Raw genomic sequence first — 15,358 nt, 5'->3', positions numbered from 1 at the left:
CAAAATCAAAGTTCCGCAACCTCGGTCAGGTGTTGTTGGACAGTCGGCGAAAATTCGCCTTCACGGCACGGCTTGCCGGCTTCAGCGCAGCGCTGATCGAGCGTTCCGCCGCAACACCGTTGAACAGGGACGGCGTGCGACCGGAAAAGACCTCGGGCCAGAACCGCGATGCCGACTGCAGGAAAGACATTTGCGCCGCAAGCGCGCCTTCGGCCATGGCAACGGTCTTCTCGTTCACCGCACGCGCCGTCTCCGTGCCCCATGGCTGGCGGCTCCCGGCGTCCATGGCCATCAACGGCAGACGCATCATCGCCACCAGCGGTGCCAGCATCAGGTCACCGCCGATGCTGGCCGCTTCTTGCGTCCGTCGGCCCTTGCTGGTCTTTCCCATGGAAACAAAATCCCTTGTCGCGGCCGAATCAGCCGCTGCCCCACACACTACGCGCTGGGGATGGAATTCATTCCCCGTCGCTTGATCATGTTGTCGAGGCCGGGCGCTCCTGCCGAGGAACGCCCGGTTAGGGGTCGAGCCCTACCGCTTGCGCAGATCGGCTTGCGCCAGATCTAGCGCCTTCGAGATGCGGTCGCAGACCATGTCGATCGTATCACGGGTCCAGATCAGCGGCGGCGACAGGATCATCGTGTCGCCGGTGGCGCGCAGCATCATGCCGTGCGCGATGGCGTGGTCGCGCACGGTCACCGCCGCGCTTCCAGCCGGAAGGAACCGCTCCTTGGTCGCCTTGTCCTTGACGATCTCGATCGCACCCATCAGACCGATCGAACGCACCTCGCCGACCAGATCGTGCCCGGCAATGCGCTCCTGCAACGCCTTTGCGAAATAAGGGCCGGTATCGTTCCGGACGCGATCGACCAGTCCTTCCCGCTCGATGATCTCGAGGTTCTTCAGCGCCACGGCACAGGCCACCGGGTGGCCTGAATAGGTGTAGCCGTGATTGAACTCGCCGCCCTTCTCGACCAGCGTCGAGGCGATGCGGTCGCCGACCAGCAATGCCGACAGCGGCTGATAGCCCGAGGTCAGCGCCTTGGCCGTGGTGATCGTGTCCGGCTCGATGCCGAGCGTCTGCGCGGCGAACCACTCGCCAGTGCGGCCATAGCCGGTGATGACCTCGTCCAGCATCAGCAGGACATCGTATTTGCGGCAGATGCGCTGCACCTCCGGCCAGTAGCTGAGCGGCGGTATTTTCACACCGCCTGCTCCCATGACAGGCTCGCCGATGAAGGCGGCAACCTTGTCGGCGCCGGCTTCAAGGATCGCATCCTCGACGGCCTTGGCCGCACGCAGGCCGAAATCATGATCGCTCTCGCCAGGCAACGCCAGCTCATAGGCATAGGGCATCATCACATGGACGATGTTGGGCACCGCGCCGCCGAGCTGCTTGTGCATGCCATCCATGCCGCCGAGCGACGTGCCGGCAACGGTCGAGCCGTGGTAAGCCATCTTGCGCGAGATGATGCGGTTCTTCTGCGGCTTGCCTTCAAGCACCCAGTAGTGGCGCACGAGACGCAGCGCCGTGTCGTTGGCTTCCGAGCCGGAGGAGCCGTAGAACACCTGGCTGACGTTCTTCGGTGCGATTTCCGCCAGCTTCTTGGACAGCAGCACCGGTGTCGGCGTCGAGCATTTGAAGAAGGAGTTGTAGTAGGGCAGCTCCTTCATCTGCGCATAGGCGGCCTCGGCCAGTTCGTCGCGCCCATAGCCGACGTTGACGCACCACAGCCCGGCCATGCCGTCGAGGATTTCCGTGCCTTCGGAATCGTAGATGAACGGCCCGTTGGCGTGGGTGATGATGCGCGAGCCGGCCTCGCGCAGTTCCTTGTGGTCGGTGAATGGATGGAGATGATGCGCGGCATCGATCTGCTGAAGCTGCTTCAGCGAATAATTCTGATAGGTCATGGATGTGATCTTTCCTCTGGATTCTATCCGGCCCAAGCCGGGGCGAATGCGTCAGAGGCAGACAGGTGGCGAATAACCGATGCGGGCACACAGCCGCAAAAGCTCCGCGCGCAGCGTGCGCGGTGACGGTGTCACCGCGACCCGCAATGCACGAAGACCAAATGCGCCAGCCAATGTCCCTTCGAGAGCCATGGCCGGCACCTTAGAGCAAAGGATGGTCGAGGTGAACTACCCTTTGCGTCAGTAACGCTAAGCTCCCGGTTATGCCGTCCCGGCCAGTGCTCTTTGCAGGAAGACATATTTCATCGCGGTCTGCGCCGCCTGCGGCCGGCGGTCGCCGCGACCGCCATGCCCGCCTTCTGTCTCCTCGAAGAACATCGTCTTGGCATGACCGGCTTCCTGCAGACGGGCGGCCATCTTGCGCGCATGCCCGGGATGGACCCGGTCATCCGCGGTCGAGGTGGTCAGCAATACCGGCGGATAGGCAGCACCGGCATCGACATGCTGATAGGGCGAATAGGCGGAAAGCCACTTCGCGTCTTCCGGTTTCGACGGGTCGCCATATTCGGCCATCCAGGAAGCACCGGGCGGCAGTTCGGTGTAGCGCAGCATGTCGAGCAGCGGCACCTCGATGATGACGGCGCCGAAAAGCTCGGGGCGCTGCGTCAAGGAAACGCCGGTCAGCAAGCCGCCATTCGAGCCGCCCTGGATGCCGAGCGAGGCTGCTGTCGCAATCCCGCGTCTAACGACGTCCTGCGCAACCGCTGCGAAATCGTCGAAGCCATTCTGGCGATTGCCCTTGAGCGCTGCCTGATGCCAGGCCGGGCCGAACTCGCCGCCGCCGCGGATGCAGGCCTGCACGTAGGCATTGCCCTTCTCCAGCCACAGTCTGCCGCGCACGCCGGCATAGCCGGGCAGCAGCGGCACTTCGAAGCCGCCATAGCCATAGAGCAGCGTCGGCACCGGGCCCTTCTGGTCTCGTCGCCTGACGACGAAATAAGGGATCATCGTGCCGTCCTTCGAGCGCGCCTCGAACTGTTCCGAGATCAGCGGCGACGCATCGAAACGCGCCGGCTGCGATTTCACGGTGTCCAGCGTCTCGCCATTGTCGTCCGACCAGATGATCGAGCTCGGCGTCAGGAAATCAGTGAAGGAGAAGGACACACTCGACCCGAACTGCTCGGCATGGCTGATGCCGACATTGCCGTTTTCGGGCAGCGCCACCGGCTTCAGCGCCCAGCGGCTATCGACCCGCTCGCAGACGACGACCTTGCCGCGCACATTGTCCATCAGGCTGATGAACAGCCGGTCCTGCGTGCGGGCGATGCCGGCGATGGAAACGCGATACGTCGGCTCGAACAATGTCTCCACCGGGCCGAGCGTGCCGGTATCGACCCAATGCGCCAGATCCAGCGAGTAGAGGCCGTCAGGCTTGCACACTGTGCCGTCGGGCGCCGTCCACGGGCTACGCACACCGAAGACGAGCTGATCCCTGAAGATCGCGGTGTCGGTCATGTCGTCTGGCAGCGGCAGCTGTTTGTTTTCGCCGGACTGCAGCCGCAGGAAGATGTGCGAAGCGAAGAAATTCAGCGTCCGGGCCAGGATCAAATAGCGCCTGTCGCCGTCGAACTCGACAGCTGCGCCAACGGCGAGATCCTCTTTCTGCGCCTCGAAGATCGGTGTCGCGTCTTCCAGCTTGGTGCCGCGCTTCCAGAGTTTGACCACGCGCGGATACCCCGATTCGGTCTTGTCGGCCTCCTCGAACGCCGCCGAAACGATGACCGTGTCCTTGTCCAGCCAGCTGAAACCCGACTTGGATGCGGGCGCGCGAAACCCATCTTCTACGAAGGATTTCGTTTCGATGTCGAATTCACGCATCTCGCTGGCGTCACCGCCATCGGGCGACATACTCACCAGACAGCGATTGAAGTCCGGATAGAGCCGGCTTGCGCCGCCGAAAACCCATTTGATCCCCTCCTTCGCCGCAAGCTGGTCGAAGTCGATGATCGTTTCCCAGTCGGGTTTTTCGGTTTTGTAGGAAGCAACCGTCGTGCGGCGCCAGAGGCCGAGCACATTGGTCTTGTCCTGCCAGAAATTGTAGACATGACCTTTGAGTGCTGCGCCGACTGCGATGTTGTCTTCGGCCGTCATCAGGTCGAGCGCGGTCTGGAACGAAGCCTGATAGGACGGATCCCCCTGTAATTCGCCAACCGTGACCTCGTTCTGGCGATGCACCCAGTCGAGCGACTGCTTGGCTGTCCTGTCTTCCAGCCAGAGAAAGGGATCGTTCATCTCGGTGGCGGATCTTGGTTTTTGGATAGGCTTGGTCATGAGGTCTCCGATAAACGCGTCGCTTTTGGCACTGCCAACATCGATATGCTGTGTCCGATATTCAATATGTTCAGCGCACGATTGAGGCTTTCCGCCGACCAGCCAGGCTCGCGATGGCCAACGCCAGGCACATCAGGCCAAGCGTGATCGGCAGCCCGCCGGCGCCCAGAATATCCATGACACCGCCCGCAAGCGGCGGCACGGCGATGCCACCGACGCCCCACATCAAGGAGAAGGCGGCATTGCCGGCGACCAGTGTGGAACCGGTGAAGCGTTCGCCGAGCTCGATGATCGACATCGTATAGATGCCGTAGGAAACCGCACCCCAGACGAAGATCATCGGCCAGATCAGCGGCGTCTCGATGAGCAGCGGCAGAAGCACGCAACCGAGCACCGTCAAGGAAACACAGGCAAGCCGCACCAGGCGCGCGGAAAGCCTTTCCGCCAGCAGTCCGAGCGGCACCTGCATGGCGATGTTGCCGGCGATCATCACCGACAGCAGCGCAGACATGCGGGTCTCGGCGATGCCGTGATGGGTGCCGTAGACCGGCAGCAAGGCCAGCGCGCCCTGTTCGAAGCCGGCAGCCACGATGACGGCAAACAAAAGCAGCCAGGCCAGCGGCACGAAGCCAAGCACCGAAACCTGATGCCCGGCCTCGTCGACCTTGGGCAAGCGCGGCAGCACCGAGGCCAGACAGATGCCGCACAGCACGAAGCCAAAAATGCCGACGAGGAATGGCGGCCAGCCCTCCGTGCCGACGGCAAGCAGGCAAAGCGGCCCGGCCGCGAAACCGGCCGAGATGATCGTCGAGTAAACGCCCATGACGCGACCGCGTCGCGCCGGCGGCGCCAGAGCGATCACCCAGATCTCGCTCAGCACGTAAAGCGGATTGGTGACGACGCCGATCAGGAAGCGCAGTGGAAACCAGAGATAGGCATTCTGCGTCCAGCCGATAAGCGCCAGCACAACCGCCGAAAGCGCGGCACAAATGAGCGCCGTGCGCCCTGCCCCGAACCGCCGCGCCAGCGACGGGATCAATGGCGACGACACGATGAAGCCGATCGGCGTCATTGCCGCCGACAGGCCGATCATCGCCGGCGAAACGCCCTGACGCTGCAAGATAAAGCTCAACAGCGGATAGGACAGTCCCTGGGCGATAGCAAATACCGAGACCGTGGCGATCACACCGGTGATCGCCGCCCACTGCATCGTCTCGTTGCCGGTTTTCGTCAGGTCCATCATCACACCTAATCAAGGGCCTCAGGACTAGCTTCTCTGTCCGGTGGGAGTAAGCCCTTCTCAGGGAAAAACCGCTTGCTCCAGCCAAACCCTGTCAGGAGTTTCGGCGCTTGAAGGATCGGTAGAGCACAAAGGCCACCAGCGCCGCATCGAGGCCGCCGATCACCACGGGCAAGCCCAGCGGACCGATGGCCTGCATCAGCGCGCCGGCGCCGGGCGGTCCGACGATACCGCCAGCGCCCCACATCAGCGCGAAAGCTGCGTTGCCGGCGACAAGCGCCGTCCCTTTGAACCGGGTGCCGAGTTCGACTAGCGCCATGGTATAAACGCCATAGCCGACCGCACCCATGACGAGAAGAACGAGCCAGATCGCCGGCGTGGTGATCAGCACCGGCAGCAAAACCGCACAGGCTGCCGTCGCCACTGCGCAGAAGATGATCATCGCCCGGCCGCCGAAACGTTCCGCAAGCAGGCCAAGTGGAATTTGCAGAAAGATGTTGCCCAGCGACAGCGCCATCACCAGGGCCGCCAGTACCCTTTCAGGCAAGCCATAGGCGGAGCCGAAGACCGGCATCAATGCGTAAGTGCACAGCTGCACCGCTGCCGAAACCAGCACGGCAAACAGCAGCGCCGGCGCCAGTCTGGCGAAACCGAAAAAGCCGCCGGACGATTGGCCGTCGTCCTCGAAGCCGGCGAGGCTTGACGAAACAGCGCGCAGGATCGCCGCGCAGAGTGCGAAGCCGGCGATGCCGACAAGAAAGGGAATCCAGCCCGCTGTGCCGACTGCCGTCAGCACCAACGGTCCGGCCGAATAGCCGGCGCCGAGTACGGTGTTGAACGCTCCCATCACCCGGCCACGCCGCGACGGCGGCGCCAGCGACAGCGCCCACACCTCGCCGAGGATGTAGAGCGGGTTGATGACCACGCCGATGATGAAGCGGATGACGAACCAGGCCACCCAGTCCTGCAGATAGCCGATGCCCAGGAAGCAGAGCGCACCGATCAGCGAGCAGCCGACCGCCAGGTTGCGCGCGCCGACCAGCCGCACCGCAGCCGGCACGAACGAAGCCGACAGGATCAGGCCGAGCGGCATCATCGCCGCCGACAGGCCGATCAGCGCCGGCGACATGCCTTGCTTCTGCATCAGAAGCGTGAACAGCGGCGAACTCAACCCTTGCGCCGCGCCGAACATGGCAAGTGCCGCGGTGACGCCGGCAAGCGCTGCCCACTGCGTTCCCGCTTCGCCTTCGCTCGAGCCGGTCGCGACCATGCCGTCATCCGTGTGAAATGTGCTGGCCATCCGGCCGGCAAGCCCGACTAGCTACTGGTTCGATCCGGGGAAAGGAAGGGCCGGCCGGCGAAATCCGTTTGCGCCAACGGCAACGCAATCGGGGCGATGTCGCGGCCACGCAACTGCCGATCCGACATGTCGCTTCCCTCGCCCTAGTGGTCGCCGCCTCCGCAATGGCCGGACAGCCGCCGGTCCATTATGCCGCCCGCTATCGCATCGTACGAGGACCATCATGACCGCCGCCCTACAACCAGCAGAACCGGCATTGGCCACCGATCGCGCCCGTCGCGGCGGCCGCGCCGGAAAGCGCGCCGGCGGCTCGACCGCGTTCGAGCAGCCGGCTTTCCGCCAGCTGAAAAATCCGCTGACTCCAACCAGGCTGGTTTCCGACGACGAGCTGGAATCGATCCACCTCGCCTCCCTGCGCGTGCTCAGGGAAATCGGCGTCGACGTGCTGCATGACGAAGCCCGCCGCATCATGAAGGCGCATGGCGCCGACGTGCGCGACGGCAGCGAGCGGGTGCGCTTCGACAGCGACATGATCCTCGAACTGGTGTCGCACTGCCCGTCGGAGTTCACCATCCATGCCCGCAATCCCGCGCACAATGTGCGCTTTGGCGGCAACAATGTGATCATCTCGATGATGGCGTCGGCGCCCAATTGCTCCGATATCGATCGTGGCCGCCGGCCCGGCAACCAGCAGGATTATCGCAACTTCCTAAAACTCGCGCAGATGCATAACATCCTGAACTGCACGGGTGGCTATCCGGTCGAGCCGACTGATATCCATCCGTCCGTGCGCCACCTCGAATGCATCCGCGATCTCAGCGTGCTCACCGACAAGGTGTTCCACATCTATTCGCTCGGCAAGGAGCGCAATGTGGACGGCATCGAGATCGCCAGGATCGCGCGCGGCATTAGCCACGAACAGCTGCTCGAAGAGCCGTCCGTCTTCACCATCATCAACACCAATTCGCCGCTCAAGCTCGATGTGCCGATGATGGAAGGCATCATCCAGATGTCGAGCAAGGGCCAGGTCGTCGTCGTGACGCCATTCACCCTGTCGGGTGCCATGGCGCCGGTCACCATCGCCGGCGCGCTGGTGCAGCAAAACGCCGAGGCACTGTCCGGCATCGCCTTCGCGCAGATGGTGCGCAAGGGCGCGCCGGTCGGCTATGGCGGCTTCACCTCCAATGTCGACATGAAGTCCGGTTCACCGGCCTTCGGCACGCCGGAATACATGAAGGCGCAGCTCGTCGGCGGCCAGCTTGCCCGCCGCTACAACATCCCCTACCGCACCTCCAACACCTGCGCCGCCAACACGGTCGACGCCCAGGCGGCTTATGAAAGCGTGTTCTCGCTGTGGGGTGCCATCCAGGGCGGCGGCAATCTGATGATGCATGCCGCCGGCTGGCTCGAAGGCGGCTTGCGCTGCTCTTACGAGAAGACGATTCTCGACATCGACCTGCTGCAGATGGTGGCGGAATTCCTGACCCCGCTCGACCTTTCCGACGAGGCGCTTGGCTTCGACGCGATCCAGTCGGTCGGTCCCGGCGGCCATTTCTTCGGCACCCAGCACACGCAGGACCGCTACAAGACCGCCTTCTACTCGCCGATCCTGTCCGACTGGCGCAATTACGAGACCTGGGCGGAAGCCGGCTCGCCGACGGCGCTCGAAAAGGCCAACAAAGTCTGGAAAGAACGACTTGCGTCCTACGAAGAGCCCTACATGGACCCGGCCGTCCGCGAGGAACTCAACGCCTTCGTCGCCAAGCGCCGGTCCGAGGGCGGCGCGCCGACCGATTTTTGATCGTCTGTGTTGTTGATGAACAGTCGACCCCACTCCGTCGAGCTTCGCTCGATACTTCTCCCCCGATCGACGGGGAAGAGGAAAGGCGCGAGCCTATACAGGCTGGCTCCCTTCCTCTCCCTCCGGAGGGGGGAGAGGTGGCGCCGCGAAGCGGCGACGGAGTGGGGGAAGCCGTTCCTGAAACGCGCAGCCGCCGCAAACAGGGACAACGCAGCGAGCGCGTAACCTCCGGCAAGCGGGCAACCAGGCGGAAGCATTGCTTTGACGAACAGTCGACCCCCAATCGGTCTAGCTTCGCTCGACACCTCTCCCCCGATCGACGGGGTAGAGGAAGGGCGCGAACTTTCCACAGCCGGCGCCCTTCCTCTCCCTCCGGAGGGGGGAGAGGTGGCGTCGCGAAGCGGCGACGGAGTGGGGGAAGCCCGCCCCGCAACCCGCAGCCGCCGCAAAACGGGCACCACCCAGCGAGCCAGAAAACTCAGGCAAGGTGACAACCAGGCCGAAGCTCTGCTTTGGCTCGAGTTAAAAGCCCGCAAACTTGGTGGCTACAAGTTCACGCGACAGTTCTCTATCGGGCCATACTACGCAGACTTCGCTTGCCGCGAAAAATGGCTTGTCGTTGAAGTCGACGGACACCAGCACGCCGGCAGTTCATATGACCGCCGCCGCGACGATTTCATGCGGACCCAAGGCTACTCGATCCTGCGCCTTTGGAGCCATGACGTCCTGCAACATCGTACTTCCGTCTGTGAAACCATCCTTGCCGCGCTTGATGGCAAGCTAGCGGAAGACATCGCTGTCTCCGACCTCCGCTTTGTTTTCACGCCGCTCCCAATCGATTCATTCCCTTCAAAAACGGACCTATCTAGATGAAATCTCATGTAAAAGCGGTTGTCATCGGCGGCGGCGTCGTCGGCTGCTCGGTTCTCTACCATCTGGCCAAGGCCGGGTGGACCGACATCATGCTGATCGAGCGCTCGGAGCTTACCTCCGGCTCGTCCTGGCACGCGGCCGGTGGCTTCCATACGCTGAACGGTGACCCCAACGTCGCCAAGCTGCAGGCCTACACGGTGCAACTCTACAAGGAGATCGAGGAAATATCCGGCCAGTCCTGCTCGCTGCATCTGACCGGCGGCGTGATGTTGGCCGATACGCCCGAGCGCATGGATTTTCTGCGCCTTGCCCACGCCAAGGGCCGCTATCTCGGCATGGACACCGAACTGATCACCCCGTCCGAAGCCAAGGCGATGTTCCCGCTGATGGACGAGACCAATTTCGTCGGCGCCATGTGGGATCCGGTCGAAGGCCATCTCGATCCGTCCGGAACGACGATCGCCTATTCCAAGGCGGCCAAGAAACTCGGCGCCGAGATCGTGCTGCGCAACCGCGTCGTCGAACTGACGCAGGAGGTCGACGGCACCTGGAACGTCGTCACTGAACAGGGCACGGTGAAGGCCGAGCATGTCGTCAATTGCGGCGGCCTGTGGGCGCGCGAGATCGGCCGCATGGTCGGCGTCGAACTGCCGGTACTGGCCATGGAGCACATGTATCTCCTGACCGAGCCGATGCCGGAGGTCGAGGAGTTCAACAAATCGACCGGCCGCGAGATGATCGGCGTGCTCGACTTCAAGGGCGAGATCTACACCCGCCAGGAGCGCAACGGTATCCTGCTCGGCACGTATGAGAAGGCCTGCAAGCCGTGGTCGCCGGTCAACACCCCGTGGGATTTCGGCCACGAATTGCTGCCGCCCGACCTCGACCGCATCGCGCCGTCGCTGGAAATCGGCTTCAAGCATTTCCCCGGCATCGAGAAGGCGGGCATCAAGCAGATCATCAACGGCCCTTTCACCTTCGCGCTCGACGGCAACCCGCTGGTCGGTCCGGTGCAGGGCCTGACCAATTTCTGGTGCGCCTGCGCCGTCATGGCCGGCTTCAGCCAGGGCGGCGGCGTCGGCTTGGCGCTGTCGAACTGGATGGTACATGGCGATCCCGGGTTCGACGTCTGGGGCATGGATGTCACCCGCTTCGGCGAATGGGCCGGCCTGCGCTACACCAACGCCAAGGTGCGCGAAAACTATTCGCGCCGCTTCTCCATCCGCTTCCCCAACGAGGAACTGCCGGCAGCGCGCCCGGCGCAGACGACGCCGCTCTACGACACCATGCTGGCCAACAACGCCATCATGGGCGACAGCTGGGGTCTCGAAACGCCGCTGTGGTTCGCACCGAAAGGCAAGGAGCCCAGGGATATCGTCTCCTTCCATCGCTCCAACGATTTTGGGCCGATCGGCGAGGAAGTGCGCGCCACGCGTGAGCGCGTCGGCGTCACCGAGATCGCCAACTTCGCCAAATACGAAGTGTCGGGACCGGCGGCGGAGGATTTCCTCAACCGGCTGATGACCAACCGCATGCCGAAGACCGGCCGCATCGTGCTGACGCCGATGCTCAATGAATTCGGCAAGCTGATCGGCGACTTCACCATCGCCAAGGCAGCAGAAGACCGCTTCATGATCTGGGGTTCGTCGGCCGCGCAGAAATACCACATGCGCTGGTTCGAGAAGCATCTGCCGAAGGATAGTTCGGTGCGTATCCACCGCTTCGACCAGACGCTCGTCGGTCTGTCGATCGCCGGACCGAAATCCCGCGACTTGCTGCAGAAACTCGTCGATGTCGACATCTCGACCACAGCCTTCCGCTTCATGGATTTCCGCGAGATGGCGGTCGGCGGCGCGCCTTGTCTCGTCAACCGCATCACCTACACCGGCGATCTTGGCTACGAGATCTGGATGGCGCCAGCCTATGAGCGCCTGGTCTACCAGGCGATCAAGGACGCCGGCGAGGAATTCGGCCTCGTGGATTTCGGTATGCGCGCTCTGCTCTCCATGCGCCTGGAAAAGAATTTTCCGACCTGGTTCCGCGAGTTGCGGCCGATCTACGGACCCTTTGAAGGGGCGATGGACCGCTTCATCAAGCTGGAGAAAAACGACTTCATCGGCCGCGAGGCAGCCGCCAAGGAACAGGCGGAAGGACCAAAACTGCGCCGCGTCTCCTTCATCGTCGATGCCGCCGATGCTGACGTCATGGGCGACGAGCCGATCTGGGCCAAAGTCAGCAAGGATTACGGCACGGTTGAAAAGCCGCATGGCTATGGCGCACCGCGTTTCGACAAGGGCGGCAAGGAAATACGCGGCTCCAAGGCTGCCGAAGGTGCGTCCGCCGTGCGCGGCATCGTCGACGGCGACTGGCGCGTGGTCGGCTGGGTCACCTCAGGCGGTTATGCCCACTATGTGCAGAAGTCGATGGCGCAGGGCTACGTGCCGGCGGCTCTTGCCGAGGACGAAAGCGCGGGCCTGTTCGAAATCGAAATCCTCGGACATCGGCGCCCGGCCCGCATCAACGTCGAAGCACCCTTCGATCCGAGTGGCGAAAAGATGCGGACCTGAGGTTCGACCATGGACAGCGCGGGGCCAAAGGGCAGCTTTGGCCGGCATCGCAAGATCATGCCGTTCGAGCCGGGCTCGATCGAGGCGCAGCGCGACGCCTCCCGGCAGAAGGCGGCGGCGCTCAACCAGCATGTGCTGGGCTATGGCGCGCAGGCGGAGGCTGAATGGGCCGCGGCGGGCATTGCCGCTCCCGATCTGCCTGCCATGCGCCAATACCGGCTGGAGCGTATCCGCGCCGAGTTGAGGCGCCGCGGCTATGCCGGCGCGCTGCTCTACGATCCCGTGAACATCCGCTACGCGACGGACTCCACCAACATGCAGTCGTGGGTGGCGCACAATCCGACGCGGCATTGCTTCGTTGCGACCGACGGACCGGTGGTGCTGTTCGACTATTTCTCCTGCGAACACCTCTCCGACCATTCCGGCATCGTCGACGAGGTTCGCCCCGCTGTGTCATGGATGTACCTCTATAGCGGCGAGCTTACGGAGCAAAAGGTCCGCCGCTGGGCCGCCGGCATCGCCGATCTGGTTAGGGAACATGGCGGCGCCAACAGCCGCATCGCAGTCGACCACATCAACCCTGAAGGCGTCGAGGAACTGGCGCGCCTTGGTGTTTCGATCGGCAATGGCGAGGCGGTGATGGAGAATGCGCGGCTGATCAAGTCGCCGGACGAAATCCTTGCCATGCGCCGCGCTATCGTCGCCTGCGAGGCGGCAATGGGCGAGATGGAACAGGCTCTGAAGCCAGGGATTTCCGAGAATGAGCTATGGGCCGAACTGCATCGCGGCAACATCGCCCGCGGCGGCGAATGGATCGAGACGCGGCTGCTGACGTCAGGCCCGCGCACCAATCCGTGGTTCCAGGAATGCTCGTCACGCAAGATTGTATCAGGCGATCTCGTCGCCTTCGACACCGACCTGATCGGTCCCTACGGCTTTTGCGCTGACCTGTCGCGCACATGGCTGTGCGGCGATGCAAAGCCGTCCGACGAGCAGCGCGAGCTGTTTCGCATCGCCGCCGGCCAGGTCGCGCGCAACATAGCGCTGATGCAGCCCGGCGTCTCGTTCCGCGACCTCGTCGAACGCTCGGCGGTGCCGCCGGGAGACTGCTTCCCGACGCGCTATGGCGTGCTCTATCACGGCGTCGGCCTGGCCGATGAATATCCGACCTTGCCGCATGCCAGCGACTGGACTGCCGATACGCCCGATGGCGTTCTGGAACCCGGAATGGTGGTGTGTGTGGAAAGCTATATCGGCAGGCTTGGCGGGCGCGAGGGCGTCAAGATCGAGGAACAGATCCTGATCACCGCGGCCGGCAACGAGCAGCTTTCAACCTACCCGCTGGATGCGAGGCTGCTCGGTTAGGCCGGCAATGACCTCGCGCATCGCGACGACGGTTTTTTCCGGTGTCGTTGCGGCGGTGATGAACGGCAGACCTTTGCGCCGTGCTGTCCAGCCGACGACCTTCACCGCTCGCGCCGCAGGCTCGAAGCGCTGCGCCAGCGCCCAGCTTTCGCAGTCGATCGCCGCGACATCCGCCTTGCCTTCGGCGACAGCGACAATCGAAGCGCGATGCCCACCGCTATGCAGGTTTTCCGAAAACAGATCGCTTTGCGAAAGCGGGTCCAAGTCGTCGAGGTCACGGGACAAGGCGATGATACCTGACATGGAATCGAGGCTGTTGAAGGTGAACCGCTTGCTCTGAATCAGATCGATCGGGATGACGGCCCGGCCGTCCGTGGGCGAAGGTACTGACATCCCGCCGTCCGCCGGCACGATGATGGCGCTCGAATAGAGTTCGCCCTTCCCGCCTTCATAAGCGTCGTAGCTGGGTTGGCCTATGAGTTGGACATGCTTCGAAAGGCCGAATTCCATCGGGCCCCAACATGTCTGCGCAAACAACAGCGCCGGGTGCAGCCAAAGGCTGGGAAAATCCAGTTCATCCGGCGGCAATGTCGCCGGGTCCGGCGCGATCAGCTCTCCTTGGGCATTATAATGAATGCCGCCCGGTACCGGCGGCAGGTCACCATTGCGACGCACGATGGATTGCGGCGCATCGATGCCCTTTTGCCGAAAGGCCTCGCGCAATCGTGCCCATTGCGCATCGACCTCGCCGCGCACTTCGGGCCAGTCGTACATCGGCAACGCCGCAACCAATTCACTCATGCCCGACACTCAATCACCACGTCTGGAAAAAGGATCGCAAAAACGCGGCGTCCAATCAGAATTGGCCGACACGCCCGGATATACGCCGGAATTATTCCTTGGGCGGCTCGGCGGGAACCGGCGCGCTGCCAAGCCCGCTGATGCTGCGCGCCCTGATGCGCGGTTTGAAGGCTCTGCCCGGCTCTGGCGCGCGCCGCAGCACCGGGTGCACAATCGGCTCTTTCGCCTTGAACGCATAGGCTTTGATCAGTGCGAAATAGTTCGGATAGGCATAGCCATTGTTCATCCGCAGCCATTCCTCACGACGGTCACGAAACAGCTTGGGCAGCTTGTACCAGGCCACGGTCGGGGTCTTGTGGTGGACGAAGTGCAGATTGTTGTTGAGGAACAGGAAAGACAGCGGTGAACGCTCGACGATCACCGTGCGGCCTTCCGGATGTTCCGACCATTGATGCTCGGCGAAAGTGCGGATCGAAATCAGCGACTGGCCGAGCCAGACCGGCACCAGGATGTAGAGCCACAGCGGGATGCCGAAGCCGAACTGGACGATCGGCACCACGATGGCAAGGCCGATCGCATGCATCAGCCACGCCTTGCGGATCGCCTTGTCACCGGCGATCATCTGCTTGGCATCGTCGATGAAGAAGCCGATGCAGGACAGCCAAGGGCCGAGCACGAACCGGCCGGCCATGGTGTTGTTGATCTTGAGCACGAATTTCATCGTCGGCGGCAGTTCGTCATGCTGCCACAGCGCCTGGTAATAGCTTTCCGGATCGTCCAGCGGATCGGTCAACCGCTCGTCGGCGTGGTGGCGCAGATGGATGGTCTTGAAGCGGCGGAACGGCCAGACCAGACCGATCGGCAGAAAGACGAAGGCTTCGTTGACCCGCGCGTTGCGCGTCGGATGTCCGTGCAGCACTTCGTGCATGATCGAGGATTGCAGTGCGGCGGTGAAGGCGAGGACGGCGAGCGCGAGGATGGGGTAGGATGGCCAGAGCAGGAAACCGGTGGCGAGCCATGTTGCGTAACAGAAGAAGGCGAGTACCACGGTCGGCCACTCGATGGCCGGTACGCTGCGTCGCCTGATGCCCTTGCCCGTCATGCTATCGACCACTGTCCCTCAGTCGCCGGAACCCCAATTGGTTCCTGACAGCATTGTGTCAGGAGA

Annotated in this window: 11 protein-coding genes; 4 read left to right on the top strand and 7 right to left on the bottom strand. The window is 63.1% G+C overall.

Annotated elements, in window-relative coordinates; all coding sequences use genetic code 11:
• Positions 1-25: 25 nt before the first annotated feature.
• From NKI73_RS23030 to NKI73_RS23010, 5 genes are all read right to left on the bottom strand, one after another.
• Positions 26-391: a hypothetical protein gene (locus NKI73_RS23030; RefSeq protein WP_352633101.1), complete on the bottom strand. Its 366-nt coding sequence runs from the start codon at positions 389-391 to the stop codon at positions 26-28.
• 141 nt (positions 392-532) lie between these two features.
• Entirely contained in the window at positions 533-1,912 is a 1,380-nt protein-coding gene (locus NKI73_RS23025; RefSeq protein WP_352633100.1) for an aspartate aminotransferase family protein, read from the bottom strand.
• A gap of 261 nt (positions 1,913-2,173) precedes the next feature.
• Entirely contained in the window at positions 2,174-4,243 is a 2,070-nt protein-coding gene (locus NKI73_RS23020) for a prolyl oligopeptidase family serine peptidase (RefSeq protein WP_352633099.1), read from the bottom strand.
• 70 nt (positions 4,244-4,313) lie between these two features.
• Positions 4,314-5,483 (bottom strand): MFS transporter, encoded by a 1,170-nt coding sequence (locus NKI73_RS23015; RefSeq protein WP_352633098.1) that lies wholly within the window; start codon positions 5,481-5,483, stop codon positions 4,314-4,316.
• A 94-nt stretch (positions 5,484-5,577) separates the two neighbouring features.
• Positions 5,578-6,753, bottom strand: coding sequence for an MFS transporter (locus tag NKI73_RS23010; RefSeq protein WP_352633097.1), 1,176 nt, complete (start codon positions 6,751-6,753; stop codon positions 5,578-5,580).
• Positions 6,754-7,006: 253 nt separating this feature from the next.
• On the opposite strand from NKI73_RS23010, the gene NKI73_RS23005 reads away from it, so the two are divergent.
• From NKI73_RS23005 to NKI73_RS22990, 4 genes are all read left to right on the top strand, one after another.
• Complete coding sequence (locus NKI73_RS23005; RefSeq protein ID WP_352633096.1) at positions 7,007-8,584, top strand: trimethylamine methyltransferase family protein; 1,578 nt, start codon at positions 7,007-7,009, stop codon at positions 8,582-8,584.
• Positions 8,585-8,971: 387 nt separating this feature from the next.
• Positions 8,972-9,457: an endonuclease domain-containing protein gene (locus NKI73_RS23000; RefSeq protein ID WP_352633095.1), complete on the top strand. Its 486-nt coding sequence runs from the start codon at positions 8,972-8,974 to the stop codon at positions 9,455-9,457.
• Positions 9,454-12,024 (top strand): GcvT family protein, encoded by a 2,571-nt coding sequence (locus NKI73_RS22995; protein WP_352633094.1) that lies wholly within the window; start codon positions 9,454-9,456, stop codon positions 12,022-12,024. Before NKI73_RS23000 ends, NKI73_RS22995 begins: the two co-directional genes overlap by 4 nt.
• Before the next feature lie 9 nt (positions 12,025-12,033).
• The gene (locus NKI73_RS22990) at positions 12,034-13,389 is read left to right on the top strand and encodes a M24 family metallopeptidase (protein WP_352633093.1); all 1,356 of its coding nucleotides are present in this window, start codon (positions 12,034-12,036) and stop codon (positions 13,387-13,389) included.
• Here NKI73_RS22990 and NKI73_RS22985 read toward each other — a convergent pair.
• Both NKI73_RS22985 and NKI73_RS22980 read right to left on the bottom strand, forming a co-directional pair.
• Positions 13,354-14,190 carry a phosphate/phosphite/phosphonate ABC transporter substrate-binding protein gene (locus NKI73_RS22985; protein ID WP_352633092.1) on the bottom strand — a complete coding sequence of 279 codons (837 nt, stop codon included), beginning with the start codon at positions 14,188-14,190 and terminating at the stop codon, positions 13,354-13,356. The genes NKI73_RS22990 and NKI73_RS22985 overlap by 36 nt on opposite strands.
• Before the next feature lie 91 nt (positions 14,191-14,281).
• Positions 14,282-15,292: a fatty acid desaturase gene (locus NKI73_RS22980; RefSeq protein WP_352633091.1), complete on the bottom strand. Its 1,011-nt coding sequence runs from the start codon at positions 15,290-15,292 to the stop codon at positions 14,282-14,284.
• Between the last annotated feature and the right edge of the window lie 66 nt (positions 15,293-15,358).

Source organism: Mesorhizobium sp. M0496 (assembly GCF_040321205.1).
Classification (GTDB): Bacteria; Pseudomonadota; Alphaproteobacteria; order Rhizobiales; family Rhizobiaceae; genus Mesorhizobium.
This window is presented reverse-complemented; position numbering and strand designations above follow the sequence as displayed.

Bases quoted from the DNA above. Each gene is read 5' to 3' on its own strand.
- NKI73_RS22990 (WP_352633093.1), top strand. From the start codon at position 12,034: ATGGACAGCGCGGGGCCAAAGGGCAGCTTTGGCCGGCATCGCAAGATC.
- NKI73_RS23010 (WP_352633097.1), bottom strand. From the start codon at position 6,753: ATGGTCGCGACCGGCTCGAGCGAAGGCGAAGCGGGAACGCAGTGGGCA.
- NKI73_RS23030 (WP_352633101.1), bottom strand. From the start codon at position 391: ATGGGAAAGACCAGCAAGGGCCGACGGACGCAAGAAGCGGCCAGCATC.
- NKI73_RS23020 (WP_352633099.1), bottom strand. From the start codon at position 4,243: ATGACCAAGCCTATCCAAAAACCAAGATCCGCCACCGAGATGAACGAT.
- NKI73_RS22980 (WP_352633091.1), bottom strand. From the start codon at position 15,292: ATGACGGGCAAGGGCATCAGGCGACGCAGCGTACCGGCCATCGAGTGG.
- NKI73_RS22995 (WP_352633094.1), top strand. From the start codon at position 9,454: ATGAAATCTCATGTAAAAGCGGTTGTCATCGGCGGCGGCGTCGTCGGC.
- NKI73_RS23025 (WP_352633100.1), bottom strand. From the start codon at position 1,912: ATGACCTATCAGAATTATTCGCTGAAGCAGCTTCAGCAGATCGATGCC.
- NKI73_RS23005 (WP_352633096.1), top strand. From the start codon at position 7,007: ATGACCGCCGCCCTACAACCAGCAGAACCGGCATTGGCCACCGATCGC.
- NKI73_RS22985 (WP_352633092.1), bottom strand. From the start codon at position 14,190: ATGAGTGAATTGGTTGCGGCGTTGCCGATGTACGACTGGCCCGAAGTG.
- NKI73_RS23015 (WP_352633098.1), bottom strand. From the start codon at position 5,483: ATGGACCTGACGAAAACCGGCAACGAGACGATGCAGTGGGCGGCGATC.